The sequence below is a fragment of the Erwinia sp. TECH1 genome, assembly GCF_054057575.1.
This window is the reverse complement of record NZ_JBSRZK010000001.1, coordinates 4,206,039-4,232,284: the sequence shown is the minus strand read 5'-3', so window position 1 is coordinate 4,232,284 and position 26,246 is coordinate 4,206,039. Positions and strand designations below refer to the sequence as shown.

The 26,246-nt window shown below is 55.8% G+C and carries 21 protein-coding genes, 2 tRNA genes and 1 pseudogene; 19 read left to right on the top strand and 5 right to left on the bottom strand.

Annotation, left to right across the window (positions count from 1 at the left end; translation table 11 throughout):
- Window positions 1-83 precede the first annotated feature (83 nt).
- A complete protein-coding gene (locus ACVWZ0_RS19820) occupies window positions 84-2,348 on the top strand; it encodes a TonB-dependent siderophore receptor (RefSeq protein ID WP_253457906.1) in 2,265 nt (754 codons plus the stop codon).
- A gap of 33 nt (window positions 2,349-2,381) precedes the next feature.
- Here the strand turns inward: ACVWZ0_RS19820 and dacB are convergent.
- Window positions 2,382-3,819 (bottom strand): annotated as a pseudogene (gene dacB, locus ACVWZ0_RS19815) (serine-type D-Ala-D-Ala carboxypeptidase).
- 247 nt (window positions 3,820-4,066) lie between these two features.
- On the opposite strand from dacB, the gene greA reads away from it, so the two are divergent.
- Complete coding sequence (greA, locus tag ACVWZ0_RS19810; RefSeq protein ID WP_125287106.1) at window positions 4,067-4,543, top strand: transcription elongation factor GreA; 477 nt, start codon at window positions 4,067-4,069, stop codon at window positions 4,541-4,543.
- A gap of 106 nt (window positions 4,544-4,649) precedes the next feature.
- On the opposite strand, the gene yhbY is transcribed toward greA, so the two are convergent.
- Window positions 4,650-4,943, bottom strand: a complete 294-nt coding sequence (yhbY, locus tag ACVWZ0_RS19805) for a ribosome assembly RNA-binding protein YhbY (protein ID WP_125287107.1) — start codon at window positions 4,941-4,943, stop codon at window positions 4,650-4,652.
- A gap of 127 nt (window positions 4,944-5,070) precedes the next feature.
- Between yhbY and rlmE the strand changes: the two genes are divergently transcribed.
- From rlmE to ACVWZ0_RS19720, 17 genes are all read left to right on the top strand, one after another.
- Window positions 5,071-5,700 (top strand): 23S rRNA (uridine(2552)-2'-O)-methyltransferase RlmE, encoded by a 630-nt coding sequence (rlmE, locus tag ACVWZ0_RS19800; RefSeq protein WP_125287108.1) that lies wholly within the window; start codon window positions 5,071-5,073, stop codon window positions 5,698-5,700.
- A gap of 55 nt (window positions 5,701-5,755) precedes the next feature.
- Window positions 5,756-7,663 (top strand): ATP-dependent zinc metalloprotease FtsH, encoded by a 1,908-nt coding sequence (gene ftsH / locus ACVWZ0_RS19795; RefSeq protein ID WP_253457909.1) that lies wholly within the window; start codon window positions 5,756-5,758, stop codon window positions 7,661-7,663.
- Window positions 7,664-7,747: 84 nt separating this feature from the next.
- Entirely contained in the window at window positions 7,748-8,584 is an 837-nt protein-coding gene (gene folP / locus ACVWZ0_RS19790) for a dihydropteroate synthase (RefSeq protein ID WP_253457912.1), read from the top strand.
- A gap of 1 nt (window position 8,585) precedes the next feature.
- Window positions 8,586-9,920, top strand: a complete 1,335-nt coding sequence (gene glmM / locus ACVWZ0_RS19785) for a phosphoglucosamine mutase (protein ID WP_253457915.1) — start codon at window positions 8,586-8,588, stop codon at window positions 9,918-9,920.
- Window positions 9,921-10,180: 260 nt separating this feature from the next.
- Complete coding sequence (gene secG, locus ACVWZ0_RS19780; RefSeq protein ID WP_253457917.1) at window positions 10,181-10,510, top strand: preprotein translocase subunit SecG; 330 nt, start codon at window positions 10,181-10,183, stop codon at window positions 10,508-10,510.
- 48 nt (window positions 10,511-10,558) lie between these two features.
- Window positions 10,559-10,645 (top strand) — tRNA-Leu (locus ACVWZ0_RS19775).
- Between the two features lie 59 nt (window positions 10,646-10,704).
- A tRNA-Met gene (locus tag ACVWZ0_RS19770) sits at window positions 10,705-10,781 on the top strand.
- Window positions 10,782-10,990: 209 nt separating this feature from the next.
- Entirely contained in the window at window positions 10,991-11,443 is a 453-nt protein-coding gene (gene rimP / locus ACVWZ0_RS19765; protein WP_148101243.1) for a ribosome maturation factor RimP, read from the top strand.
- A 24-nt stretch (window positions 11,444-11,467) separates the two neighbouring features.
- Window positions 11,468-12,973, top strand: coding sequence for a transcription termination factor NusA (gene nusA, locus ACVWZ0_RS19760; RefSeq protein ID WP_253457920.1), 1,506 nt, complete (start codon window positions 11,468-11,470; stop codon window positions 12,971-12,973).
- A 24-nt stretch (window positions 12,974-12,997) separates the two neighbouring features.
- Window positions 12,998-15,685 carry a translation initiation factor IF-2 gene (gene infB, locus ACVWZ0_RS19755; protein WP_253457923.1) on the top strand — a complete coding sequence of 896 codons (2,688 nt, stop codon included), beginning with the start codon at window positions 12,998-13,000 and terminating at the stop codon, window positions 15,683-15,685.
- A gap of 65 nt (window positions 15,686-15,750) precedes the next feature.
- Window positions 15,751-16,152: a 30S ribosome-binding factor RbfA gene (rbfA, locus tag ACVWZ0_RS19750; RefSeq protein ID WP_125287116.1), complete on the top strand. Its 402-nt coding sequence runs from the start codon at window positions 15,751-15,753 to the stop codon at window positions 16,150-16,152.
- Window positions 16,152-17,126, top strand: a complete 975-nt coding sequence (gene truB, locus ACVWZ0_RS19745; RefSeq protein WP_253457926.1) for a tRNA pseudouridine(55) synthase TruB — start codon at window positions 16,152-16,154, stop codon at window positions 17,124-17,126. The genes rbfA and truB overlap by 1 nt, the downstream gene beginning before the upstream one ends.
- A 77-nt stretch (window positions 17,127-17,203) precedes the next feature.
- The gene (gene rpsO, locus ACVWZ0_RS19740) at window positions 17,204-17,473 is read left to right on the top strand and encodes a 30S ribosomal protein S15 (protein ID WP_125287118.1); all 270 of its coding nucleotides are present in this window, start codon (window positions 17,204-17,206) and stop codon (window positions 17,471-17,473) included.
- 301 nt (window positions 17,474-17,774) lie between these two features.
- Window positions 17,775-19,901, top strand: coding sequence for a polyribonucleotide nucleotidyltransferase (gene pnp / locus ACVWZ0_RS19735; protein ID WP_253457929.1), 2,127 nt, complete (start codon window positions 17,775-17,777; stop codon window positions 19,899-19,901).
- Between the two features lie 124 nt (window positions 19,902-20,025).
- Complete coding sequence (gene nlpI / locus ACVWZ0_RS19730) at window positions 20,026-20,910, top strand: lipoprotein NlpI (protein WP_253457932.1); 885 nt, start codon at window positions 20,026-20,028, stop codon at window positions 20,908-20,910.
- A 103-nt stretch (window positions 20,911-21,013) separates the two neighbouring features.
- Complete coding sequence (gene yrbN, locus ACVWZ0_RS19725) at window positions 21,014-21,070, top strand: protein YrbN (RefSeq protein ID WP_106382000.1); 57 nt, start codon at window positions 21,014-21,016, stop codon at window positions 21,068-21,070.
- A 16-nt stretch (window positions 21,071-21,086) separates the two neighbouring features.
- A complete protein-coding gene (locus tag ACVWZ0_RS19720) occupies window positions 21,087-22,991 on the top strand; it encodes a DEAD/DEAH family ATP-dependent RNA helicase (RefSeq protein ID WP_253457935.1) in 1,905 nt (634 codons plus the stop codon).
- Between the two features lie 148 nt (window positions 22,992-23,139).
- Here the strand turns inward: ACVWZ0_RS19720 and ACVWZ0_RS19715 are convergent, their stop codons facing one another.
- From ACVWZ0_RS19715 to ubiU, 3 genes are all read right to left on the bottom strand, one after another.
- On the bottom strand, window positions 23,140-24,147 hold the full coding sequence (locus ACVWZ0_RS19715) for a luciferase-like monooxygenase (RefSeq protein ID WP_253457938.1): 1,008 nt from the start codon (window positions 24,145-24,147) through the stop codon (window positions 23,140-23,142).
- 167 nt (window positions 24,148-24,314) lie between these two features.
- Window positions 24,315-25,193: a U32 family peptidase gene (locus ACVWZ0_RS19710; protein ID WP_253457941.1), complete on the bottom strand. Its 879-nt coding sequence runs from the start codon at window positions 25,191-25,193 to the stop codon at window positions 24,315-24,317.
- A gap of 8 nt (window positions 25,194-25,201) precedes the next feature.
- The gene (ubiU, locus tag ACVWZ0_RS19705) at window positions 25,202-26,197 is read right to left on the bottom strand and encodes a ubiquinone anaerobic biosynthesis protein UbiU (RefSeq protein ID WP_253457943.1); all 996 of its coding nucleotides are present in this window, start codon (window positions 26,195-26,197) and stop codon (window positions 25,202-25,204) included.
- Between the last annotated feature and the right edge of the window lie 49 nt (window positions 26,198-26,246).

Genomic DNA, 26,246 nt, shown 5'->3' with positions numbered 1-26,246 from the left:
CGTGGGCGGACAGCAACGCCTGTTTATTTATCTACTTGCCTCTGTAGAGACTGGCGGAGGCGGATCTACAGGGAATGAGAACGTTGAACACATTATCAAGACTCTCACTGGCAATTTTGCTTGGCCTGGGCGCAATGGCAGGCGCAACGGCGGACGATAGCACCCAAACTAACGCTGAAGCAGAGGCGCCCGCGGCGGCGGCCTCCGGCGAACATGTCGATGCGGAAGGCGGCACCCTGATGGTCACGGCGGAGCAGCAGAACTTGCAGGCGCCGGGCGTATCCACCATCACCGCCGACGAAATCAAAAAACGTCCGCCTTCACGCGATCTTTCTGAAATCATCCGTACCATGCCGGGCGTTAACCTTACCGGCAACTCCACCAGCGGCCAGCGCGGCAATAATCGTCAGATCGACATTCGCGGTATGGGGCCAGAAAATACGCTGATCCTGATCGACGGAATGCCGGTCGCCAGCCGCAACTCGGTACGTCTGGGCTGGCGCGGCGAACGCGACACGCGTGGCGATACCAACTGGGTGCCGCCGGAAATGGTTGACCATATCGAAGTGATCCGCGGCCCGGCGGCGGCACGCTATGGCAACGGCGCGGCGGGCGGCGTGGTGAATATCATCACCAAACAGACCGGCAACGAGTGGCACGGCAGCTGGAACACCTACCTGAATATGCCGGAGCATAAATCCGAAGGCTCCACCAAACGCTCTAACTTCTCTTTGAGCGGCCCGATGGGCGATGATGTCAGCTTCTCGCTGTGGGGCAACCTGAGCAAGACGCAGGCGGACGCGCAGTTTATTAACGAAGGTCATCAGTCGCTGCGCACCGGCACCTATGCCGATACCGTTCCGGCGGGACGCGAAGGCGTGGTGAATAAAGATATACACGGTAAGCTGCGCTGGGAGTTTGCGACCAATCAGAACCTGGAGTTCAGCGCGGGCTACAGCCGTCAGGGTAATCTCTATGCAGGCGATACCCAAAACACCAATACCAGCGCGCTGGTGCAGAGCAAATACGGCGACGAAACCAACCGCCTTTATCGTCAGGACTATGCGGTCACCTGGACCGGCGTCTGGGATAATGGCGTCAGCACGCGCAGCTATGCTCAGTATGAGAATACGCGCAACTCGCGGATGAACGAAGGACTGGCAGGCGGTACGGAAGGGATCTTCTCAGACAGCGGGTTCTCCACTATCGAGCTCAACGACGTGCTGCTGCACAGCGAAGTCAGCGTGCCCTTTGAGTTTCTGGTTAACCAGACCGCGACGTTTGGCGCCGAATGGAACCAGCAGCATATGAAGGATGGCGCCTCTAATACTCAGGCGCTCTCTGGCGGCGCTATCGACGGCATCAGCAGCAGCAACCGCAGCCCTTACTCCTCGGCAGAAATTTTCTCGCTGTTTGCGGAAGACAATATGGAACTGACCGACAGCACCACGCTGGTGCCGGGGCTGCGCTTCGATCATCACAGCATCGTCGGCAATAACTGGAGCCCGTCGCTGAATCTTTCGCAGATCCTGGCGGACGACTTTACGCTGAAGCTGGGGATCGCCAGAGCCTATAAAGCGCCGAGCCTCTACCAAACCAACCCGAACTACGTGCTTTACAGCCGTGGTCAGGGCTGTGCCGACAGCGCTGGCGCCTGCTACCTGATGGGTAACGACGACCTTAAAGCCGAAACCAGCATCAATAAAGAAGTGGGCGTGGAGTATAAGCATGAGGGCTATCAGGCCGGTTTGACCTGGTTCCGCAACGACTACCGCGACAAGATCGAATCGGGTTACGTGCCGACAGGCTCTACCGGCAGCACCGACATTTACAAATGGGAAAACGTGCCAAAAGCCGTGGTGGAAGGGCTGGAAGGAACGGTGAACCTGCCGGTGACGGAAGCCATCAGCTGGAACAATAACCTGACCTATATGCTGCAAAGCAAAAACAAAACCACGGGCGATCGCCTGTCTGTTATCCCGGAATATACGCTGAATTCGACGCTCTCCTGGCAGGCGACGCAGGATCTGTCGCTGCAAACCACCTTTACCTGGTACGGTCGGCAGACGCCGAAGAAGTATAACTACAAGGGAGAAGCGGTAAGCGGAACAGAAAAATCCACGGTCAGCCCGTATTCCATTTTGGGACTTAGCGGCACCTATGATGTGAATAAGTACGCCAGCGTGACCGTCGGTATCGATAACCTGTTCGATAAGCGTCATTTCCGCGAGGGCAATGCGCAAACTACGGGTAATTCGACGACCGGCGCCTATATGTATGGCGCAGGCGCCAATACCTTTAACGAGTCAGGCAGGACTTATTATATGAGTCTGAATACGCATTTTTGATAAAAAGGGCGGGAGATAATCCCGCCCTTAATCTTAGTAATTCTGATAAATATCTTTATAAAGGCGGCTTTCAAAGCGAACCAGCGGAATGCGACGCTGCTTGAAATTCTGCGGCGGCACCGCATAGCCCGAAAGATATTGCACAAAGGCGACCCGCTTACCGCTGGCGGTGGTAATAAAGCCCGCCAGGTTATACACGCCCTGTAACGATCCCGTTTTCGCCGAGACTTTGCCGTCCACGCCCGCCTCATGCAGACCGCCGCGATAGCGCAGCGTACCGTCGTAGCCTGCCAGCGGCAGCATAGAAATATAGTTCAGCTGCTGATCGTTTTGCGCAATGTATTGCAGCACCTGCATCATGGTATCGGGCGAAATCAGGTCGTGACGTGACAGGCCGGAACCATCCACCTGAATGCTGTTGCCCATATCGATATTGGCTTTTTGCCGCAGGATCTGACGGATAGCATCAGAACCGGCTCGCCACGTGCCGGGAACGCCAAAACGCTCATGACCAATGGTGCGGAACACCGTATCGGCAATCATGTTGTCCGACTTCTTCAGCATAATCTTCAGCAGATCGTGCAGCGGCGCGGACTGCGTCTCAGCCAGTACGGTGGTCGGCGGCGTCGCCAGCGTCTGCCGCACCAGATGCCCGGAATAGTCGATACCGGCCTGTTGCAGTTCTCCTTTCAGGATCGCACCGGCGTAGCTGGCACCATCCTGAATAGCAAAGGCCAGCGGCAGAGGTTCAGCGCGCTGGCTCATGCAGCCGGTCAGCGTAAAGCGGTTCAGCTCGCCAGGCACCACGTCCAGCTCACAATATTGCGCTTCCGACGAACCGCGCGCCAGCGTGCGTACCTGGCTGAACATATTGACCGGATAGAACGAAGCCACGCGAATAAAGGCTTTTTCGCCCGGCGTCTGCGCGCTGTAGAGCGAAACGGAGAAAGAAACAGTTACGATCCACGATAGCGGCCGCGGGCGGCGCGCTGAAGCACTGCGTCATATCGTTCCACGGCCAGCCCGGCGCTTTATCATGGCTGGCGAACACCGAGGTGTCGATCACCAGGTTACCCTGAATATGGTCGACGCCCTGCTTTTTTAAGACGGCAACCATATTGCGCAGATCCTGACGCGTTAACGTCGGATCGCCGCCGAATCGCGCCACAAGGTCGCCTTTTAGCGTCCCGTTGCTGATGGAGCCTTTACTTTCCAGCTGCGTATGAAAACGGTATTCCGGCCCAAGCTGGAGCAGGGCGGCCAGCGCGGTAATGACTTTCATCGTACTGGCGGGCAGCGCCATCTGCTTGCTGTGATAATCAATAGAAGGCGTATCCGCGCCGACTTTTTGCACAATCAGCGCCAGATTCGCGCCATCGGGCAGATACTGCATATAGTCTTCGACCGTGGCCGCGTTGGCATTCAGCATAAATGCGCAAGCTAAGCCGGTAACAATTCGTGAAAATCGCATAATCTCGCGTTTACTGGCAGGTGATGTTGCCATACTACGGTGCATCATGGTGGAAAGTAAACGATGACCCATAGGGAACTCTGGGGTAAAATACGTATCAAAATGCAAAACCACCAGGCCCTGGGTTTCCTCCGGGCCAGGTTTCTTTCGTTTGTAAATCAGTGGCAAGCGCCGCAGAACGCTTTTTCTGCACTTACCTGTCAGGATGACGAAAATTTTGCACAGGATCAGTTGACGAGGTATTGAGATGAATCAGATTCCGATGACGCTAAGGGGCGCCGAGAGACTGCGCGAAGAGCTTGAAGAGCTGAAAACCGTTAAACGCCCCAGAATTATTGCTTCTATCGCGGAAGCACGCGAGCATGGCGACCTGAAAGAAAATGCAGAGTACCACGCCGCACGCGAAGAGCAGGGCTTCTGTGAAGGTCGTATTCAGGAAATCGAAGCCAAGCTGTCCAACGCTCAGGTGATTGACGTCACTAAAATGAATGCGAATGGTCGCGTGATCTTTGGTGCTACCGTTACCGTATTGAACGTGGACACGGATGAGGAGTCGACCTACCGTATCGTGGGCGATGACGAAGCGGACTTTAAACAAAATCTGATTTCTGTTAACTCGCCGATGGCGCGCGGTTTGATCGGCAAAGAAGTGGATGATGTGGCCATCATCAAAACGCCGGGCGGCGACGTTGAGTATGAAATTCTGAAAATAGAGTATATCTGATTTACTCTTAAGCTATTTTTCAGACATAGTGTAAAGAAAAGAAAAAGGCCGCTTTGCGGCCTTTTCCTGACATCACGAGCGTGTCACTTTCTTCTGCGGCTAGCTTTTAGCGAGGAAGAGCGATTTTACGTTCCTTCGTCGGACGGTACAGCACCAGCGTCTTGCCGATAACCTGCACGTTTGCGGCTTTGGTTTCGCGCACGATAGCCTCTACCACCAGGGTTTTTGTCTCACGGTCTTCCGTCGCGATTTTTACCTTGATGAGCTCATGGTGCTCCAGTGCCTGTTCGATTTCGGCCAGCACCCCTTCGGTCAGACCGTTGTTGCCTAACATCACGACAGGCTTCAGCGGATGGGCCAGTCCTTTCAGGTGCTGTTTTTGTTTGGTACTCAGATTCATCGTATTTTTTACTTACATTGGGATTGAAAACGGGTCATTCTACCGCCATCTCGGGTATATCACCAAATCGGCATGCTGATTTGTGCGGTTTATTTATCGCATACGTTGAATCATAGTTGGAAATTGTATGACTGGTAAAAAGCGTTCGGCCAGTTCCAGCCGCTGGCTACAGGAACACTTTAGCGATAAATATGTGCTGCAGGCGCAGAAAAAAGGGCTGCGTTCGCGCGCCTGGTTTAAACTTGATGAAATACAGCAGGGTGACAAGCTGTTTAAGCCGGGGATGACGGTTGTCGATCTCGGTGCGGCGCCAGGCGGATGGTCTCAGTATGTGGTGACGCAAATTGGATCAAAAGGTCGCGTGATTGCCTGTGATATCCTGCCGATGGATCCTATCGTCGGCGTCGATTTCCTTCAGGGCGATTTTCGTGATGAACTGGTGCTGAAAGCGCTTATGGATCGCGTTGGCGATACCAAAGTGCAGGTAGTAATGTCCGATATGGCGCCCAACATGACGGGAACGCCGGCGGTAGATATTCCAAGGTCAATGTATCTGGTTGAGCTTGCGCTGGAGATGTGCCGGGACGTTCTGGCACCCGGCGGCAGTTTTTTAGTGAAGGTGTTTCAGGGAGATGGCTTTGAAGATTACCTCCGGGAAATTCGCTCCCTGTTTACGAAAGTGAAAATTCGTAAGCCGGACGCTTCACGTTCTCGTTCACGTGAAGTGTACATTGTAGCGACAGGGCGCAAACTATAGTACCCTACGCTGTCTGTTAACACAGTTGTAATAAGAGGTTAATCCCTTGAGTGACATGGCGAAAAACCTGATTCTCTGGCTAGTCATCGCAGTCGTGCTGATGTCGGTCTTCCAGAGCTTTGGGCCCAGCGAGTCAAATGGCCGTAGGGTTGATTACTCAACCTTCCTGTCGGAAGTGAACCAGGATCAGGTCCGCGAGGCACGTATTAACGGGCGTGAAATCAACGTTGTCAAAAAAGACAGCAACAAATACACCACCTACATCCCCGTCAACGATCCTAAGTTGCTCGATAACCTGTTGACCAAAAATGTCAAAGTGGTAGGCGAACCGCCTGAAGAGCCAAGCCTGCTGGCTTCCATCTTCATTTCATGGTTCCCGATGCTGCTATTGATCGGCGTGTGGATTTTCTTTATGCGTCAGATGCAGGGCGGCGGCGGCAAGGGCGCGATGTCCTTCGGCAAAAGCAAAGCCCGTATGCTGACGGAAGATCAGATCAAGACGACGTTTTCGGACGTTGCAGGCTGTGACGAAGCGAAAGAGGAAGTCGCCGAGCTGGTGGAATACCTGCGCGAGCCGAGCCGTTTCCAGAAGCTGGGCGGTAAAATTCCAAAAGGCGTGCTGATGGTCGGTCCTCCGGGTACCGGTAAAACCCTGCTGGCGAAAGCCATCGCGGGTGAAGCGAAAGTGCCTTTCTTTACTATCTCCGGTTCTGACTTCGTTGAAATGTTTGTCGGCGTGGGCGCATCCCGCGTACGCGATATGTTTGAACAAGCCAAGAAGGCGGCGCCGTGCATCATCTTTATCGATGAGATCGATGCGGTAGGTCGTCAGCGCGGCGCGGGTCTGGGCGGTGGTCACGATGAACGTGAGCAAACGCTGAACCAGATGCTGGTTGAGATGGACGGCTTTGAAGGCAACGAAGGCATTATCGTCATCGCGGCAACTAACCGTCCTGACGTGCTTGACCCTGCGCTGCTGCGTCCGGGCCGTTTCGACCGTCAGGTTGTGGTCGGTCTGCCAGACGTGCGTGGCCGTGAGCAGATCCTGAAAGTGCATATGCGTCGCGTGCCGCTGGCTACCGACATTGATGCGCTGGTTATCGCACGCGGTACGCCGGGCTTCTCCGGTGCCGATCTGGCGAACCTGGTGAACGAAGCCGCTCTGTTTGCCGCCCGCGGCAACAAGCGCGTGGTTTCAATGGTTGAGTTCGAGAAAGCGAAAGACAAAATCATGATGGGTGCGGAACGTCGCTCCATGGTGATGACGGAAGCGCAGAAAGAATCTACCGCTTATCACGAAGCGGGCCATGCCATTATCGGCCGTCTGGTGCCAGAACACGATCCGGTACACAAAGTCACGATTATTCCACGTGGCCGTGCGCTGGGCGTGACCTTCTTCCTGCCGGAAGGCGATGCTATCAGCGCCAGCCGTCAGAAGCTGGAAAGCCAGATCTCCACGCTTTACGGCGGCCGCCTGGCGGAAGAGATCATCTATGGTGTAGAGCATGTGTCTACCGGCGCGTCTAACGACATCAAAGTAGCGACCTCCATTGCACGTAACATGGTTACGCAATGGGGCTTCTCCGAGAAGCTGGGTCCGCTGCTTTATGCGGAAGAAGAGGGCGAAGTGTTCCTGGGACGTTCCGTCGCGAAAGCGAAGCATATGTCTGATGAAACGGCACGCATTATCGATCAGGAAGTGAAAGCGCTGATCGAAGGCAACTATCAGCGTGCCCGCCGTATCCTGAACGAGAATATGGACATCCTTCACGCGATGAAAGACGCGCTGATGAAGTATGAAACCATTGATGCGCCTCAGATCGACGACCTGATGGCTCGCCGCGAAGTGCGTCCGCCAGCCGGTTGGGAAGATCCGGGCAGCAGCAGCTCTGACAACGGTACGCCTAAGGCGCCGCGTCCGGTCGACGAACCGCGTACGCCAAACCCTGGTAACACCATGTAAGCGTGACCGAGCAACAACAAACCCCGGCGATGACCGGGGTTTTTTTTTATGATTATCTCACCACACTGAAGGAGAACCGCCGCCATGAAGCTTCACGCCCGAGATTCCGTGCTCGATATGACTCATCCTCACGTTATGGGCATTCTGAACGTGACGCCGGACTCTTTTTCGGACGGCGGCAAGCATAACGATTTAGTGCAGGCCCTGACGCACGCTAACGGCATGATTAACGCTGGCGCGACCATCATTGATATCGGCGGCGAATCTACGCGTCCTGGAGCGGATGAGGTCAGCGTTGAACAGGAGCTGGCGCGCGTTATCCCCGTTGTGGAAGCTATCTCGCAGCGCTTTGAGGTATGGATCTCTGTGGATACCTCCAGCCCGGAGGTTATCCGGGAAGCCGCAAAGGCTGGCGCGCATATCATTAACGATATCCGCTCCCTGCAGAAACCCGGCGCGCTGGAAGCGGCGGCAGAGACGGGGCTGCCGGTCTGCCTGATGCATATGCAGGGCGATCCTAAAACGATGCAGCAGTCCCCGCAGTATCGTCATTTGTTGCAGGAAGTGGACGCCTTTTTCGTGGAGCAGATCGCTCGCTGCGAGGCGGCGGGGATCAAAAAAACGCAGCTGCTGCTCGACCCGGGATTCGGTTTCGGTAAGAATCTCTCCCACAATTACCAACTGTTAGCGCACCTGGCCGATTTTCACCGCTTTGGGCTGCCGCTGCTGGTCGGCATGTCACGCAAAAGTATGATTGGGCAGCTGTTGAACGTCGGGCCGACGCAGCGGCTGACGGGCAGCCTGGCCTGCGCGGTTATTGCCGCTATGCAGGGCGCGCATATTTTGCGCGTTCACGATGTTAAAGAAACCGTTGAGGCGATGCGCGTCGTCGAGGCGACACTGTCAGCGAAGGAAAAGTAGCATGAGCAACCGTAAATATTTTGGTACAGATGGCATTCGTGGCAAGGTCGGCGAAACGCCGATTACCCCAGACTTCGTTCTGAAGCTGGGCTGGGCGGCAGGCAAAGTGCTGGCGCGCAACGGCTCAAAAAAAATTATTATTGGTAAGGACACGCGTATTTCCGGCTACATGCTGGAATCCGCGCTGGAAGCAGGCCTGGCGGCGGCAGGTTTGTCAGCCGCTTTTACCGGCCCAATGCCGACGCCCGCTATCGCCTATTTGACCCGCACTTTCCGCGCGGAAGCGGGTATTGTGATTTCCGCGTCGCATAACCCTTTCGACGACAACGGCATCAAATTCTTTTCGATCGACGGCACCAAGCTGCCGGATGAGGTCGAAGAAGCGATTGAAGCGGAAATGGAAAAGCCCATTACCTGCGTTGACTCTGCCGAGCTGGGACGCGCCAGCCGTATTGTGGATGCCGCAGGCCGCTATATCGAATTCTGTAAAGGCACCTTCCCCAGCGAGCTGAGCCTGAACGGCCTGAAAATCGTGGTGGACTGCGCCAACGGCGCCACCTATCACATTGCGCCAAACGTGCTGCGCGAGCTGGGGGCGGAAGTGATTACCCTTGGCGTCAATCCGGACGGAATGAACATCAACAAGGAATGCGGCGCAACCGATCTTCGCCAGCTGCAGGCTCGCGTACTGGCCGAAAAAGCCGATATCGGGCTGGCCTATGACGGCGACGGCGACCGTATCATGATGGTCGATCACCTGGGTGAAAAGGTCGACGGCGATCAGATCCTCTATATCGTGGCTCGCGAAGGCTTGCGCCAGGGCCAGCTGCGCGGCGGCGTGGTAGGCACGCTGATGAGCAATATGGGGCTTGAGCTGGCGCTGAAACAGCTGGGCATTCCTTTCGCCAGGGCGAAAGTGGGCGACCGCTACGTGCTGGAGAAGCTGCAGGAGAAAGGCTGGCGGCTGGGCGCGGAAAACTCCGGTCACGTTATCCTGCTGGACAAGACCACTACCGGCGACGGCATTGTGGCAGGTTTGCAGGTACTCACTGCCATGGTACGCAACCATATGAGCCTGCACGACCTGTGCAGCGGCATGAAGCTGCTGCCGCAGATCCTGGTGAACGTGCGCTTTAGCGGCGCAACCGATCCGCTGGAAGATGCGCAGGTGAAAGCGGTGACGGCCGAAGCGGAAAAAGAACTGAAAGGGCGTGGTCGCGTCCTGCTGCGTAAATCGGGCACCGAGCCGCTGATCCGCGTGATGGTGGAAGGCGAAGACGAAGCGCAGGTCACGTCGCTGGCACACCGCATTGCCGATGCGGTCAAGGCTGTCTGAGGCAAATAATAACCGGGCCGGGCACGACAGGGTGCCCGGCTGAAAGCGTCGTAGCCGTGTGATAGTTGGCGCTTTTTTCAGCTTTGTCGTCGCTTTTGCCGCTTTTTTCTGCAATTGACGTGGCCGTGCTAAATTGCCCTTGCGCAATCAGGCCGCTTTGGTTAGTATTCACACCCGCTTCTGATGGGTAGCGACAACGCTATCTGCTCACTGGTTTTGAAGCTTAAATGCGCGATAACGCGCAAGGAAACAGGTTGATTATGTACGAAGCTCTTTTGGTAGTTTTCCTTATTGTGGCAATCGGCCTTGTAGGTCTGATCATGCTGCAGCAAGGTAAAGGCGCTGATATGGGCGCATCGTTCGGTGCAGGTTCTTCAGCAACGCTGTTCGGCTCTAACGGTTCTGGCAACTTTATGACCCGTATGACCGCAGTGCTGGCGACGCTGTTCTTTGTAATCAGTCTGATCCTGGGCAACCTGAACAGCAACAAAACGCAGAAAGGAAGCGAGTGGGAAAATCTGTCTCAGCCTGCACAGCAGCAGAGTCAGCCAGCGAAACCGGCCGCGCCGGGTAGCGATATCCCACAGTAAGCTGTAAATTTCGACGCGACAGAAAAGAAAAAGTCGCAACCTTTTAGTGCCGTGGTGGTGGAATTGGTAGACACGCTACCTTGAGGTGGTAGTGCCCGCATGGGCTTACGGGTTCAAGTCCCGTCCTCGGTACCAAATCTCAGTTTTGCTTGCATTTTATGCAAGATCGGCGTAGTATTTGCCACGTTTTCGGACGCGGGGTGGAGCAGCCTGGTAGCTCGTCGGGCTCATAACCCGAAGGTCGTCGGTTCAAATCCGGCCCCCGCAACCACTTTCCCTTAGAGTTCTTTGTTCAAATATACTGTATGCATTGCACGGCGCTAACAGCGAATTTTGAAAAAAATTCTATGGATTGTGCCGAACCGCCATTTATGGCGTACAGGGTCCAGTCGCATAAAGCCCCGATTTATCGGGGTTTTTTGTTATCAGGAAACAGCATACTGGGCTATTAAGCCCTTTTTTTATGTCTTGGGGGTGGGATTGTCCACATTAGAGCAAAAATTAACAGAGCTGATTACGGCACCGGTAGAAGCGCTGGGCTACGAGCTGGTTGGCATTGAGTTCGTTCGCGGTCGCACATCTACGCTGCGCATCTATATTGATAGTGAAGATGGCATCAATGTTGATGATTGTGCTGATGTCAGCCACCAGGTCAGCGCGGTGTTTGATGTTGAAGATCCCATCACCGTGGCTTATAACCTTGAAGTCTCCTCGCCAGGCCTTGAGCGCCCACTCTTTACCGCAGAGCACTACGCGCGATTCACCGGCGAGGAAGTAAGCCTGGTGCTGCGTATGGCCGTACAGAACCGCCGCAAGTGGCAGGGAATCATTAAATCCGTAGATGGTGAAATGGTAACCGTTGCCGTTGAGGGTAACGACGAAGTGTTCGCGCTGAGTAACATCCAGAAGGCGAACCTGGTTCCCCACTTTTAAAAGTCCGGATTGAGGCATACCAGGATGAACAAAGAAATCTTAGCTGTAGTCGAGGCAGTATCGAACGAGAAATCCCTCCCGCGCGAGAAGATTTTCGAAGCGCTGGAGAGCGCGCTGTCCACGGCTACCAAGAAAAAGTACGAGCAGGAAATCGACGTCCGCGTCAGCATCGATCGCAAAAGCGGCGATTTTGACACGTTTCGCCGCTGGGTCATTGTTGACGAAGTCACCATGCCAACGCGTGAAATCACCCTGGATGCCGCGCGATTCGAAGACGAATCGCTGAATCTGGGCGATTATGTTGAAGATCAGATCGAATCTGTCACCTTTGACCGTATCACCACGCAGACGGCAAAACAGGTTATCGTGCAGAAAGTGCGCGAGGCAGAACGCGCGATGGTCGTTGACCAGTTCCGCGAGCAGGAAGGTGAGATCATCACCGGCGTCGTGAAGAAAGTGAACCGCGACAACATCTCTCTCGAAGTGCGCCCAACCGATGGTTCTAATACCAATGCGGAAGCGGTAATCATTCGTGAAGATATGCTGCCGCGTGAAAACTTCCGTCCGGGCGACCGCATCCGCGGCGTACTCTATGCAGTACGGCCGGAAGCGCGTGGTGCACAGCTGTTCGTTACGCGCTCCAAACCGGAGATGCTAATCGAACTGTTCCGCATTGAAGTGCCGGAAATTGCTGAAGAAGTGATTGAGATTAAAGCTGCCGCGCGCGATCCAGGCTCCCGTGCCAAGATCGCCGTAAAAACCAACGACAAGCGTATCGACCCGGTCGGCGCCTGCGTGGGTATGCGCGGTGCGCGAGTTCAGGCGGTGTCCAGCGAGCTGGGTGGCGAACGTATTGATATCGTGCTGTGGGATGACAATCCTGCGCAGTTCGTGATCAATGCGATGGCCCCGGCGGACGTCGCCTCTATCGTGGTGGATGAAGATAATCACACCATGGATATCGCCGTAGAAGCCGGAAATCTGGCTCAGGCGATTGGCCGTAACGGCCAAAACGTGCGTCTGGCTTCGCAGCTGAGTGGCTGGGAGCTGAACGTGATGACGGTCGACGATCTGCAGGCCAAGCACCAGGCTGAAGCCCACGCTGCCATCGACGTCTTTACCAAACATCTCGATATTGATGAAGATTTCGCAACCGTGCTGGTTGAAGAAGGCTTCTCTTCTCTGGAAGAGCTGGCATACGTGCCTATCAACGAGCTGTTGGAAATCGACGGTCTGGATGAAGAGACAGTAGAAGCGCTGCGCGATCGTGCGAAAAATGCGTTAACCACCCTTGCTCTGGAAAAAGCCGAGAGTCTGGGCGACAAACAGCCGGCAGAAGATCTGCTGAACCTGGAAGGTCTTGACCGCGAGCTGGCATTTAAGCTGGCAGCGATTGGCGTTTGCACGCTGGAAGATCTTGCCGAGCAGGGTGTTGACGATCTGACAGATATTGAAGGCCTGAACGACGAAAGGGCCGGCGAGCTGATTATGGCTGCACGAAATATCTGCTGGTTCGGCGACGACGCGTAATAAACTGTAGCAGGAAGGAACAGCATGACAGATGTAACTGTAAAATCGCTGGCGGCAGAGATTCAGACACCGGTAGAACGCCTGGTACAGCAATTTGCTGATGCAGGGATCCGCAAGTCTGAAACCGACTCTGTGACCCAGCAGGAAAAAGAGACGCTCCTGACGCACCTGAATCGCGACAACAATGGCGGTTCTGGTAAACTGACCTTACAGCGCAAAACGCGCAGCACCTTGAATATTCCGGGCACCGGCGGTAAAAGTAAATCGGTGCAAATCGAAGTCCGCAAAAAACGCACCTATGTAAAAGGCGATCCTGCAGAAGCCGCTCAGGCAGAAGCAGAAGAGCAGGCACAGCGCGAAGCGGAAGAAATGGCTCGTCGCGAGGCTGAAGAAAAAGCCCAGCGCGAAGCTCAAGAAAAAGCGCAGCGTGAAGCCGAGGAGCAGGCTAAACGTGAGGCGGCAGAGAAAGCCAGGCGTGAAGCAGCGGAAAAAGACAAAGTGAGCAACCAACAAACCGACGATATGACCCGCAATCAACAGTCTGATAAAGCCCGTCGTGAAGCGGAAGCCGCTGAACTGAAGCGTAAAGCTGAAGAAGAAGCGCGTCGCAAGATCGAAGAAGAAGCGAAGCGCGTAGCGGAAGAGGCCCGTAAAATGGCGGAAGAAAAAGGTTCAGAATGGGCGGAAGCGGAGAAAGAAGTGGAAGACACTTCTGACTATCACGTGACCACCTCTACCCACGCCCGTGCGGCAGAAGACGAGAACGATGCGCAGGTTGAAGGCGATCGCCGCACTCGCGCTGCTCGTCCGGCTAAAGCCCCACAGCGTAAGAAAGGCAACAAGCATTCCGAAGCGAAAACCGACCGTGAAGAAGCGCGTGCGCAATTCCGTGGCGGTAAAGGCGGCAAGCGTAAGAGTACGCTGCAGCAGGGCTTCAACAAGCCGGCTCAGGCTGTTAACCGTGACGTGGTTATCGGTGAAACCATCACCGTAGCGGAACTGGCTAACAAGATGGCGGTGAAAGGCTCCCAGGTCATCAAAGCGATGATGAAAATGGGCGCTATGGCCACCATCAACCAGGTTATCGATCAGGAAACTGCCCAGATGGTCGCGGAAGAGATGGGTCACAAAGTGACGCTGCGCCGCGAGAACGAGCTGGAAGAAGCGGTAATGAGCGATCGTGATACCGATGCGGCCATGGAATCCCGTGCGCCGGTCGTGACCATCATGGGCCACGTTGACCACGGTAAAACCTCACTGCTGGACTACATTCGCTCCACTAAAGTCGCCTCTGGCGAAGCGGGCGGCATTACCCAGCACATCGGTGCTTACCACGTCGAAACCGACAACGGTATGGTGACCTTCCTGGATACCCCGGGCCACGCCGCGTTTACCGCAATGCGTGCTCGTGGTGCTCAGGCAACGGATATCGTTATCCTGGTTGTCGCCGCCGATGACGGCGTGATGCCACAGACCATCGAAGCTATCCAGCACGCCAAAGCGGCGAAAGTGCCGGTTGTGGTTGCGGTGAACAAGTGCGATAAGCCAGAAGCCGATCCGGATCGCGTTAAAAACGAACTGACTCAGTACGGTATCATTCCGGAAGAGTGGGGCGGCGAGAACATGTTCGTTAACGTTTCCGCGAAAGCCGGAACCGGTATCGACGACCTGCTGAACGCTATCCTGCTGCAGGCTGAAGTCCTGGAGCTGACCGCTGTTCGTCAGGGTATGGCCAGCGGCGTCGTGATCGAATCCTTCCTGGATAAAGGTCGCGGCCCTGTTGCTACCGTGCTGGTACGTGAAGGTACGCTGAACAAAGGCGATATCGTGCTGTGCGGCTTCGAGTATGGCCGTGTGCGTGCGATGCGTGACGAGCTGGGCCGCGAAGTGCTGACTGCGGGTCCTTCGATCCCGGTCGAAATCCTGGGCCTGTCAGGCGTGCCTGCTGCCGGTGATGAAGCGACCGTGGTGCGTGACGAGAAGAAAGCGCGTGAAGTGGCGCTCTATCGTCAGGGCAAATTCCGTGAAGTTAAGCTGGCGCGTCAGCAGAAATCCAAGCTGGAGAACATGTTTGCTAACATGACCGAAGGCGAAGTTTCCGAGCTGAACATCGTGCTGAAAGCGGACGTACAGGGTTCTGTCGAAGCTATCGCCGACTCGCTGATGAAGCTTTCCACTGACGAAGTGAAAGTGAAAATCGTTGGCTCCGGCGTAGGTGGTATCACCGAGACCGACGCCACGCTGGCTGCGGCTTCCAACGCCATCCTGGTAGGCTTTAACGTTCGTGCCGACGCGTCCGCGCGCCGCGTGATCGATTCAGAAAGCCTGGATCTGCGTTACTACTCCGTCATCTATAACCTGATTGACGAAGTGAAGCAGGCGATGAGCGGTATGCTGGCGCCGGAATACAAGCACCAGATCACCGGCCTGGCCGAAGTGCGTGACGTGTTCAAATCACCTAAGTTTGGCGCGGTTGCCGGCTGTATGGTGACGGAAGGCAACATTAAGCGTCACAACCCAATCCGCGTGCTGCGCGACAACGTGGTTATCTATGAAGGCGAGCTGGAATCCCTGCGCCGCTTCAAGGATGACGTTAACGAAGTCCGTAACGGCATGGAATGTGGTATCGGCGTGAAGAACTACAACGATGTGCGCGTTGGCGATATGATCGAAGTCTTCGAGATCATCGAAATCCAGCGTACCATCGCTTAATGGTTGCCTGACCAACCTGTTCGGGAGGCCTTTGCGCCTCCCGTATTTATTTGGAGAGAATAATTATGGCGAAAGAATTCGGTCGCCCGCAGCGCGTCTCCCAGGAACTGCAGAAAGAGATCGCGATTATTTTACAGCGTGAGATCAAAGATCCGCGTCTGGGCATGATGGTCACGGTTTCCGGCGTGGAAGTTTCCCGCGACCTGGCCTATGCAAAAGTGTTCGTTACCTTTTTAAACGATAAAGACGAAGACGCCATCAAAGGCGGCCTGCGCGCGCTGGGCGACGCTTCCGGCTATATCCGCTCCCTGCTGGGCAAAGCGATGCGCCTGCGTATCGTGCCTGAACTGACCTTCTTCTACGACAACTCGCTGGTTGAAGGGATGCGCATGTCTAACCTTGTCACTAACGTGGTTCGCAACGACGCCGAGCGCCGTGGCCCTGCGGAAGACGACAAGGAGGAGTAATGAGTCGTCCTCGTCGTCGCGGACGCGATATTCACGGTGTCCTGCTGCTGGACAAGCCCGGCGGCCTGTCGTCTAACGACGCGCTGCAAAAAGTTAAGCGGCTGTTTAACGCCAACCGCGCGGGCCATACGGGCGCGCTCGATCCGCTGGCGACCGGTATGCTGCCAATATGCCTGGGCGAAGCGACGAAGTTTTCCCGCTATCTGCTCGATTCCGACAAGCGCTATCGCGTGATCGCGCGGTTAGGCCAGCGTACCGATACTTCGGATGCGGACGGTCAGATCATCAGCGAACGACCGGTGAACTTCACGCAGGCGCAGCTTGACGCCGCGCTGGATAGCTTTCGTGGCGAAACGCAGCAGGTGCCGTCAATGTATTCGGCGCTCAAGTATCAGGGGCGCAAGCTCTATGAATATGCGCGTGAAGGCATTGAAGTTCCGCGTGAAGCACGCAGCATTACCGTTTACGAACTAAAATTTATTCGCCTTGAAGGCGACGAGCTGGAGCTGGAAATCCACTGCTCAAAAGGCACTTACATCCGCACCATTACGGACGATTTAGGCGAAATGCTGGGCTGCGGTGCGCACGTGATTTTCCTGCGTCGTTTGCAGGTCGCGACCTATCCGATCGACGCAATGGTCACGCTGGAGCAGCTGCAGGCACTTAGCGAAGAGGCCGCGCGTAACGAGCGTCCGGCGGCAGAGCTGCTCGACCCGTTGCTGATGCCGATGGACAGCCCGGCGGCGGCTTATCCTGAGGTAAACCTGCCTGTCAGCGCGGCGGCTTACTTTAAACAGGGCATGCCGGTGCAGGCGGCGAACGTGCCGGACTCGGGGCTGGTGCGCGTCACGGAAGGCGAGGCGCGTCAGTTTATCGGCATGGCGGAAGTGGCGGAAGATGGCCGCGTTGCGCCGCGTCGGCTGGTTGTAGAATATTCCGATGCATCATTTGCGAAAGCCTCAGGCTCAGAGTAGAATGGCGCGGCTTTACATTGGGTGGCTGAATTAGAGATCGGCGCCTGTACATTTATCTTAAAATTTGGAGTAGTAAAATGTCTCTAAGTGCAGAAAACAAAGCGCAGATCGTTGCTGATTACGGCCGTGATGCTAACGACAGTGGTTCTACCGAAGTTCAGGTTGCTCTGCTGACCGCTCAGATTAACCATCTGCAGGGTCACTTCTCTGAGCACAAAAAAGACCACCACAGCCGTCGCGGTCTGCTGCGCATGGTTTCACAGCGTCGTAAGCTGCTGGATTACCTGAAGCGTAAAGACGTTGCACGTTACACCAGCCTGATCGAGCGTCTGGGTCTGCGTCGCTAAGTCTTACAGTCTGCTCTCCTCGCTTTCGTCGTCCGACGAAGGAAAAGGGGGAAAAAGGCAGATTTGTGCGAGTTTCGCTAAAAAGGGGCCTTTATGGCCCCTTTTTTCAGTCGGGCGGCAGCAATCCAGGCCAAACTATTGTATTGTTGCTGAGTGTGATCTTCAGTTGCAGAGATTCGCGCGGCTAATGAGAGGCTTTGTCCCATAAGGGATTAGGGTTGTCATTAGTCGCGAGGATGCAATGAAGATTTAAGAGTCACGGCAGGAGAAAGCTCTTGCCAGGAACGTTAAGGACATTATTTTGCTGAATCCGATCGTAAAAAAATTCCAGTATGGTCAGCATACCGTCACGCTTGAAACCGGTATGATGGCTCGTCAGGCCACCGCTGCCGTTATGGTCAGCATGGACGACACCGCTGTATTTGTAACCGTAGTTGGCCAGAAAAAAGCCAAGCCGGGTCAGGACTTTTTCCCTCTGACCATCAACTATCAGGAGCGTACCTACGCTGCTGGTCGTATCCCGGGCAGCTTCTTCCGTCGTGAAGGCCGTCCAAGCGAAGGCGAAACGCTGATTGCGCGTCTGATTGACCGCCCGCTTCGCCCGCTGTTCCCGGAAGGTTTTGTTAACGAAGTCCAGGTGATTGCCACCGTGGTTTCCGTTAACCCACAGGTTAACCCTGATATCGTAGCGATGATCGGCGCTTCTGCCGCGCTGAGCCTGTCCGGTATTCCTTTCAACGGCCCAATCGGCTCTGCCCGCGTGGGTTACATCAACGACCAGTACGTGCTGAACCCAACCACCGACGAGCTGAAAGAAAGCAAGCTGGATCTGGTTGTTGCCGGTACCGAAGGTGCCGTGCTGATGGTGGAATCCGAAGCGGAACTGCTGAGCGAAGATCAGATGCTGGGCGCCGTGGTATTTGGCCACGAGCAGCAGCAGGTTGTTATCGAAAACATTAAGGCACTGGTTGCCGAAGCGGGCAAACCTCGCTGGGAATGGCAGCCGGAAGCGGTTAACGAAGCGCTGAACAGCCGCATCGCCGCGCTGGCCGAATCCCGTCTGAGCGACGCTTACCGCATCACCGAAAAGCAGGAGCGTTACGCTCAGGTTGACGTGATCAAATCTGAAACCACAGCGGCGCTGCTGGCGGAAGACGCAAGCCTGGACGAAGGCGAAATCAGCGATATCCTGCACGGTCTGGAAAAGAACGTGGTGCGTAGCCGCATTCTGCGTGGTGAGCCGCGTATCGACGGTCGTGAAAAAGATATGATCCGTGGTCTGGACGTGCGCACCGGCGTGCTGCCGCGTACTCACGGCTCCGCGCTGTTTACCCGTGGCGAAACTCAGGCGCTGGTAACGGCGACGCTGGGCACCGCGCGTGACGCACAGAACCTGGACGAGTTGATGGGTGAACGCACCGACAACTTCCTGTTCCACTACAACTTCCCTCCGTACTCCGTGGGTGAAACCGGTATGGTTGGCTCGCCTAAGCGTCGTGAAATTGGTCACGGTCGTCTGGCGAAGCGCGGCGTGCTGGCCGTAATGCCGAAAGGCGACGCGTTCCCGTACACCGTACGTGTAGTGTCAGAAATCACCGAATCCAACGGTTCATCGTCTATGGCTTCCGTATGCGGCGCTTCACTGGCGCTGATGGACGCGGGCGTGCCGATCAAAGCGGCCGTAGCCGGTATCGCGATGGGTCTGGTTAAAGACAACGATAACTTTGTCGTGCTGTCAGATATCCTGGGCGATGAAGATCACCTGGGCGACATGGACTTCAAAGTAGCCGGTAGCCGTGAAGGCATTACCGCGCTGCAGATGGACATCAAAATCGAAGGCATCACCCGCGAAATCATGCAGGTGGCGCTGAACCAGGCTAAAGGCGCGCGTCTGCATATCCTGGGCGTAATGGAACAGGCTATCAGCACGCCACGCGGCGATATCTCGCAGTTTGCTCCGCGCATCCATACCATCAAGATCAGCCCGGACAAGATCAAAGACGTGATCGGTAAAGGCGGTTCTGTTATTCGTGCGCTGACCGAAGAGACCGGCACCACCATCGAAATCGAAGATGATGGCACCGTGAAAATCGCTGCGACCGACGGTGACAAAGCGAAGTTCGCTATCCGCCGTATCGAAGAGATCACGGCAGAAATCGAAGTGGGCCGCATTTACAACGGTAAAGTGACCCGCATCGTCGACTTCGGCGCCTTCGTCGCTATCGGCGGCGGTAAAGAGGGTCTGGTGCACATTTCTCAAATCGCCGACAAGCGCGTTGAGAAAGTCACTGACTATCTGCAGATGGGTCAGGAAGTCCCGGTGAAAGTTCTGGAAGTTGATCGTCAGGGCCGCGTGCGCCTGAGCATCAAGGAAGCGGCCGAGCCGGAAGCGGCTGCGGCGCCTGCGCCAGAAGCTTCAGCAGAATAAGCAGCACACTAAGCTCTTCGCGGCGACGCGAAGAGCTGTTCCATCGCGAGGACAGGACGACACCTTGTGCACGGCAGGCGGATGAAAGGATGATCATCCCATTGTTTGTATTTGGGAGTGGTGAATGAAGCCTTTTTTGCGCTGGTGTTTCGTTGCGACAGCTTTAACGCTGGCAGGATGCAGCAACCCGGATTGGCGTAACAACGAGGTTTTGGCTGTTCCGCTACAGCCTACGTTGCAGCAGGAAGTGATCCTGGCGCGCATGGAACAAATACTTGCCAGTCGGGCATTAACCGATGATGAACGCGCACAGCTGTTATATGAGCGCGGAGTGTTGTATGATAGTTTAGGTTTGAGAGCACTGGCGCGAAATGATTTTTCACAAGCGCTGTCTGTCAGACCGGATATGCCGGAAGTATTCAATTACTTAGGCATATATCTGACGCAGGCAGGCAATTTTGATGCTGCCTACGAAGCGTTTGATTCTGTACTTGAGCTTGATCCAACTTACAATTACGCGCGTTTAAATCGCGGAATCGCACTCTACTACGGTGGAAGATTTAAACTAGCGCAAGATGATCTGCTGGCGTTTTATCAAGACGATCCTAACGATCCTTTCCGCAGCCTGTGGCTCTATCTCGATGAACGTGAGATGAGCGCTGACAAGGCAGAAGTGGCGCTGAAGCAGCGTTACGATAAGGCGGACAGAGACCAATGGGGATGGAATATTGTCGAGTTCTACCTGGGCCGTATCAGCGAAAAAACGCTGATGGAGAGGCTCAAGGCGGACGCAACGGATAACACCTCGCTCGCTGAACATCTCAGTGAAACCAACTTCTATTTAGGTAAGCACTACCTAAGTCTGGGGGAGAAGGACAACGCAGAAGCGTTGTTCAAGCTGACGGTTGCCAACAACGTCCATAACTTTGTTGAGCACCGATATGCATTGTTGGAGCTGGCGCTACTCGGCCAGACACAAGACGATTTATCAGAATCTGACCAGCAATAGCTGACGAACTTTTTTTGCCTGATTTTTGAAATGTCATCATCTTCACGGGTGAGGGCTTTCTTGTTCGTCGAAACCACTAATTTGAGCCGGTTCACACTTTTTGATGAAAATGACTGAATGTTTTCACGACGAGTTATGTAGACTGGCCGCCGCAATCTAAGAGGCACGTGTACTACATGACTGAAATTGAAACCACTTTTGCTGACCTGGGTCTGAACGAATCCATCCTCGAATCACTTAACGGCATGGGCTATGTTAAGCCATCTCCGATCCAGGCAGAGTGTATCCCACATCTGCTGGCGGGCCGTGACGTATTGGGTATGGCACAGACCGGTAGCGGCAAAACCGCAGCGTTCTCGCTGCCACTGCTACACAACATTGACAGCAACCTGAAAGCGCCACAAATCCTGGTGCTGGCACCAACTCGTGAGTTGGCGGTTCAGGTTGCGGAAGCCGTAACTGAATTCTCTAAACACATGCGCGGTCTTAACGTAGTGGCCCTTTACGGCGGCCAGCGTTACGACGTACAGCTGCGTGCGCTGCGCCAGGGTCCACAGGTTGTTGTGGGTACGCCTGGTCGTCTGCTGGACCACCTGAAACGCGGCACGTTAGACCTTTCTAACCTGCGCGGCCTGGTGCTGGACGAAGCCGATGAAATGCTGCGTATGGGCTTCATCGAAGACGTTGAAACGATTATGGCGCAGATCCCGGCCGATCATCAGACCGCGCTGTTCTCTGCCACCATGCCAGAAGCGATTCGTCGTATCACCAAACGCTTCATGAAAGATCCACAGGAAGTGCGTATTCAGTCAAGCCTGACCACGCGTCCTGATATCAGCCAGAGCTACTGGACCGCTTACGGTCGTAAGACTGATGCGCTGGTACGCTTCCTGGAGTCGGAAGATTTTGATGCGGCGATTATCTTCGTGCGCACCAAAAACGCCACGCTGGAAGTGGCCGAAGCGCTGGAGCGCAGCGGTTATAACAGTGCGGCCCTGAACGGCGATATGAATCAGGCGCTGCGTGAGCAGACCCTGGAGCGTCTGAAAGACGGCCGTCTGGATATTCTGATCGCTACCGACGTAGCGGCACGTGGTCTGGATGTTGAGCGTATCAGCCTGGTTGTGAACTACGACATCCCAATGGATGCCGAATCTTACGTTCACCGTATCGGCCGTACCGGTCGTGCAGGTCGTGCCGGCCGTGCGCTGCTGTTCGTTGAGAACCGTGAGCGTCGTCTGCTGCGTAACATCGAACGCACCATGAAGCTGACTATTCCTGAAGTAGAGCTGCCAAACGCAGAGCTGCTGGGTCAGCGTCGTCTGGCCAAGTTTGCCGCTAAAGTTCAGCAGCAGCTGGAAAGCAGCGATCTGGAACAGTACCGTGCGCTGCTGAGCAAAATGCAGCCTGCGGAAGAAGAGCTGGATATCGAAACGCTGGCTGCCGCGCTGCTGAAAATGGCGCAGGGCGAACGTCCGCTGATCGTACCGGCAGATCCGGCTCCACGTCCGCGTCGTGAGTTCAAAGAGCGTGACGATCGTCGCGGCGACCGTCCGGACCGTGGTCCTCGCGAAGCCCGTGATGGCGATCGTCCACGTCGTGAGCGTCGTGACGTTGGCGATATGGAAGTTTACCGTATCGAAGTGGGTCGTGATGACGGCGTTGAAGTTCGTCATATCGTTGGCGCTATCGCTAACGAAGGCGATATCAGCAGCCGCTACATCGGCAACATCAAGCTGTTTGGTACGCACTCAACTATCGAACTGCCAAAAGGCATGCCGGGCGACATTCTGTCTCATTTCACCCGCACGCGTATTCTGAACAAGCCGATGAATATGCAGCTGATTGGTGATGCGCAGCCTCGCAGCAACGATCGTGGCGGTGAGCGTCGCGGTAGCGGTGCGCCAGGTCGCGGCGGTTTCGGCGGCGCGCGTAGCGAAGGCGGACGTAGCGAAGGCGGTCGTCGTTTCAGCAACGAGCGCAGCGGTAGCGGCGAGCGTCGTCCGGGCGGCTTCAGCCGTGACGGTCGTGCGCCACGTCGTGAAGACGGCGCAGCGCCGACTCGTCGTCGTGATGCCTAATCACTGCTAGCCAGTCTGATGCCGGTCACTGAAAAGTGACCGGCATTTTTTTTGCCTTTAAGAAAGCGAATAGTTGCAGCGGGGCGAGTACGTCAGGCGGGAATCGTTTTAACAGCGGGCGAGGGAATGGCTTCCCCCGCCATTTTTGTTACAGCGAGCGGTAGGCTTCCATGGCCAGCGCAAACGAGCGCAGCCGCGCCTCTTTATCAAAAATCTGGCCGTTTACCATGATTTCATCCGCCTGGGTTTCCCGCATCAGTGCAGACAGGCCGTGACGCACTTTATCCAGATCGCCGACAATCGACATGCTTAACGCCTGCTGCACGCCATACTGCTCGGAAGGCGACCACAGGTTATCCATATTTTCCACCGGCGCAGGCAGCGGGCCCGGCTGACCGCGACGCAGATTGACGAACTGCTGCTGCATGGAGGTAAACAGGAAACGGGCATCGCGCTCGCTGTCGGCGGCGACCACGTTAACGCAAACCATCGCGTGCGGCTGCGCCAGGCGAGCCGAAGGCTTAAAGTTTTCGCGATAAAGGTGAAGCGCCTGGAACAGCATCTCGGGCGCAAAATGCGAGGCGAAAGCGAACGGCAGGCCCAGCTTCGCCGCGAGTTGGGCGCTGTAAAGGCTGGAGCCAAGCAGCCAGACGGGGATTTTCAGGCCCAGGCCCGGCACCGGCTGAACGGCAGGCGCCTCGCCCTGTTCAGCGTCGAACCAGCCGACTATCTCCGCCACGTCGGCCGGGAAGTTATCCACGTGACCGCCCATATGCCGACGCAGCGCCATCATGGTGCGCTGATCGGAGCCGGGCGCGCGTCCCAGGCCTAAATCAATGCGTCCCGGATAGAGAGATTCCAGCGTACCGAACTGCTCGGCAATCACCAGCGGTGCGTGGTTTGGCAGCATCACGCCGCCAGAGCCGAGCCGTAGCGTGCTGGTATTAGCGGCAAGATAGCCGATCAGCACCGACGTCGCCGCGCTGGCGATGCCGGTCATATTGTGGTGTTCAGCCAGCCAGTAGCGGTTGAAACCCAGTTGTTCCGCCTGCTGCGCCATCGCCAGCGAGGTATGAAAAGCGTCACGCGCGGTCGCGCCCTGAGGGATCGGGGCCAGATCGAGCACGGACAGAGAGGCAGTTTTTTTATCAGACATAATCGCTCACTTTATTTCCAGGCTACGCGCCTGCGCAAATACACAGCCTAAGCGATCTTCAGGGAAGCGGATTGGCAATTTGCAGCACTTTACGCGAGCCCGGGACGTGAAGAAAGATAAGTGTGCCTCTACCGCGCTAAACGAAATGGCGGCTGGCCGACGGCGCGTTACTCCACCAGCGTCAGACCGGCCATTTGCCGCCAGTAGCCGTTGCAGTGCTGTTGGTCAATCAGCGTTAACGGCGCATGGCCCGTTTCATTAGCGTGAAAGGCATTTATCACTTCCAGCGTGTCGGTTCCCTGCGGTGAGAAACGGACAATGTCCACCAATCCCTGCATGGAAACCAGATCGTTCCCCAAATTATAGCAGTAGCCGCTCATGGTCTGGATACCGTTCAGCACAAACACCTGCTGATCTTCCTGAGAGCGCACCGCTCTGCCGTGAGGGTAGTTAATACAACAAGTCTGGCAATCGTCTTTGCTGCGATCTTCTGCGCGGGCGGTAAAGCAGCGGGCGGAGAGCGCCAGCGGCAGATAGCCGTACCCCAGCACCTCTACGTCGAACCGGCCGCGGATCCCCAGCTCTTCGCACTGGGCTAACAGCGCGCAGAGCCAGTCGCGCGAAAGCTCGACCGGCATACACCAGCGCACCATACCCAGCTTATGCAGCAGGCGCAGCGTCATGGCGTTATAACAGTTCAGCGCATGACCGGCGACAAAAGGCAGGCCCGCTTCCGCGGCCATATGCACCGTGCCCATATCGTTGGCTTCAATCAGAAATTCGCCGTTATCGACATAGCGCTTCAGCTCGGTCAGCTCGGAAGGCGACTCAACCAGCGCCAGCGTGCTTAGCGCAACCTGCTTGCCCGCGCCGACCAGTTCTTTCGCCAGCGCCATCCAGTCGGCAAATTTAACGGCGCGGCGTTTGCTGCACACCGCCTCGCCCAGATAGATAATGTCCGCCTGGCTGGCGGCGGCGGCCTGGTAGAAAGCGTACAGATCTTCTTTCGGCCAGTACCAAAGCACCGGCCCTAACGCATACTTCATGATTTTTCCTACTGCCATTGACGATGATAAGCACCCAGCGTGGTTTGCGTCCCTTCGCTCAGGGCGCTGAGCGCGGCCATCCAGTGCTGCTGCACGGCAAAATTCTGCGGATCGGCCTTGCAGCGATCGATAGCCTGTCGCCAGATTTGCGTCACCTGCTGCACATAGGCCGGGCTGCGCTGACGGCCTTCGATTTTCACCGAGGCGATATTCATGCCCAGCAGCGTGGGAAGCAGCTCAAGCGTGTTCAGGCTGGTCGGCTCCTCCAGCGTGTGGTAAGCCGTCTGCTCCACCTTATAACGGCCTTTACACAGGGTAGGGTAGCCGGCGTTTTCCTGAGCGCCGTAGCGGTCAATCAGCACGTTATTCAGGCGGGATTCCAGCCCGTCTGGCGTTTGCTGCCAGCGAACAAAACGGGCGGGCGAGCAGGCGCCTACGGTATTAGGCGACTCGCCGGTCAGCCAGGAAGAGAGGTAGCAGCGACCTTCGGCCATAATGCACAGGCTGCCGAAAGCGAACACTTCCAGCGGCACGGGCGACGTGCGGGCAAGCTGGCGAACCTGATGCACGGAAAGCACGCGCGGCAGCACTACGCGCGCAACGTCAAAATGGCGCTGATAGAATTTTATCGCTTCGCTGTTGGTGGCCGAAGCCTGCACGGAAACGTGTCGCTCGATGTGAGGATAGCGGCTTGCTGCGTATTCCAGCATGGCGATATCGGCCAGGATCAGTGCGTCCACGCCCGCGTCGGCCGCGCTGTCTATGGCGTTTTCCCAGCGGGCATAGCCGGATGGATGGGCGAAAGTATTAATCGCAACATGCAGTTTGCGTCTATGCTGATGAACGTAGCGAGCGGCCTCTTCCAGCCGTTTTGCCGTGAAGTTAAGGCCGGCGAAATGACGGGCGTTGGTATCATCTTTCAGCCCAACGTAGACAGCATCTGCGCCGCTGGCGATGGCCGCCTTCAGGGCCGGTAGATTGCCGGCAGGACAAAGCAGTTCCATATAAGATCCCGTAAGCAAGAGAACAAAGAAGTTTACGCTTCTCCACCGT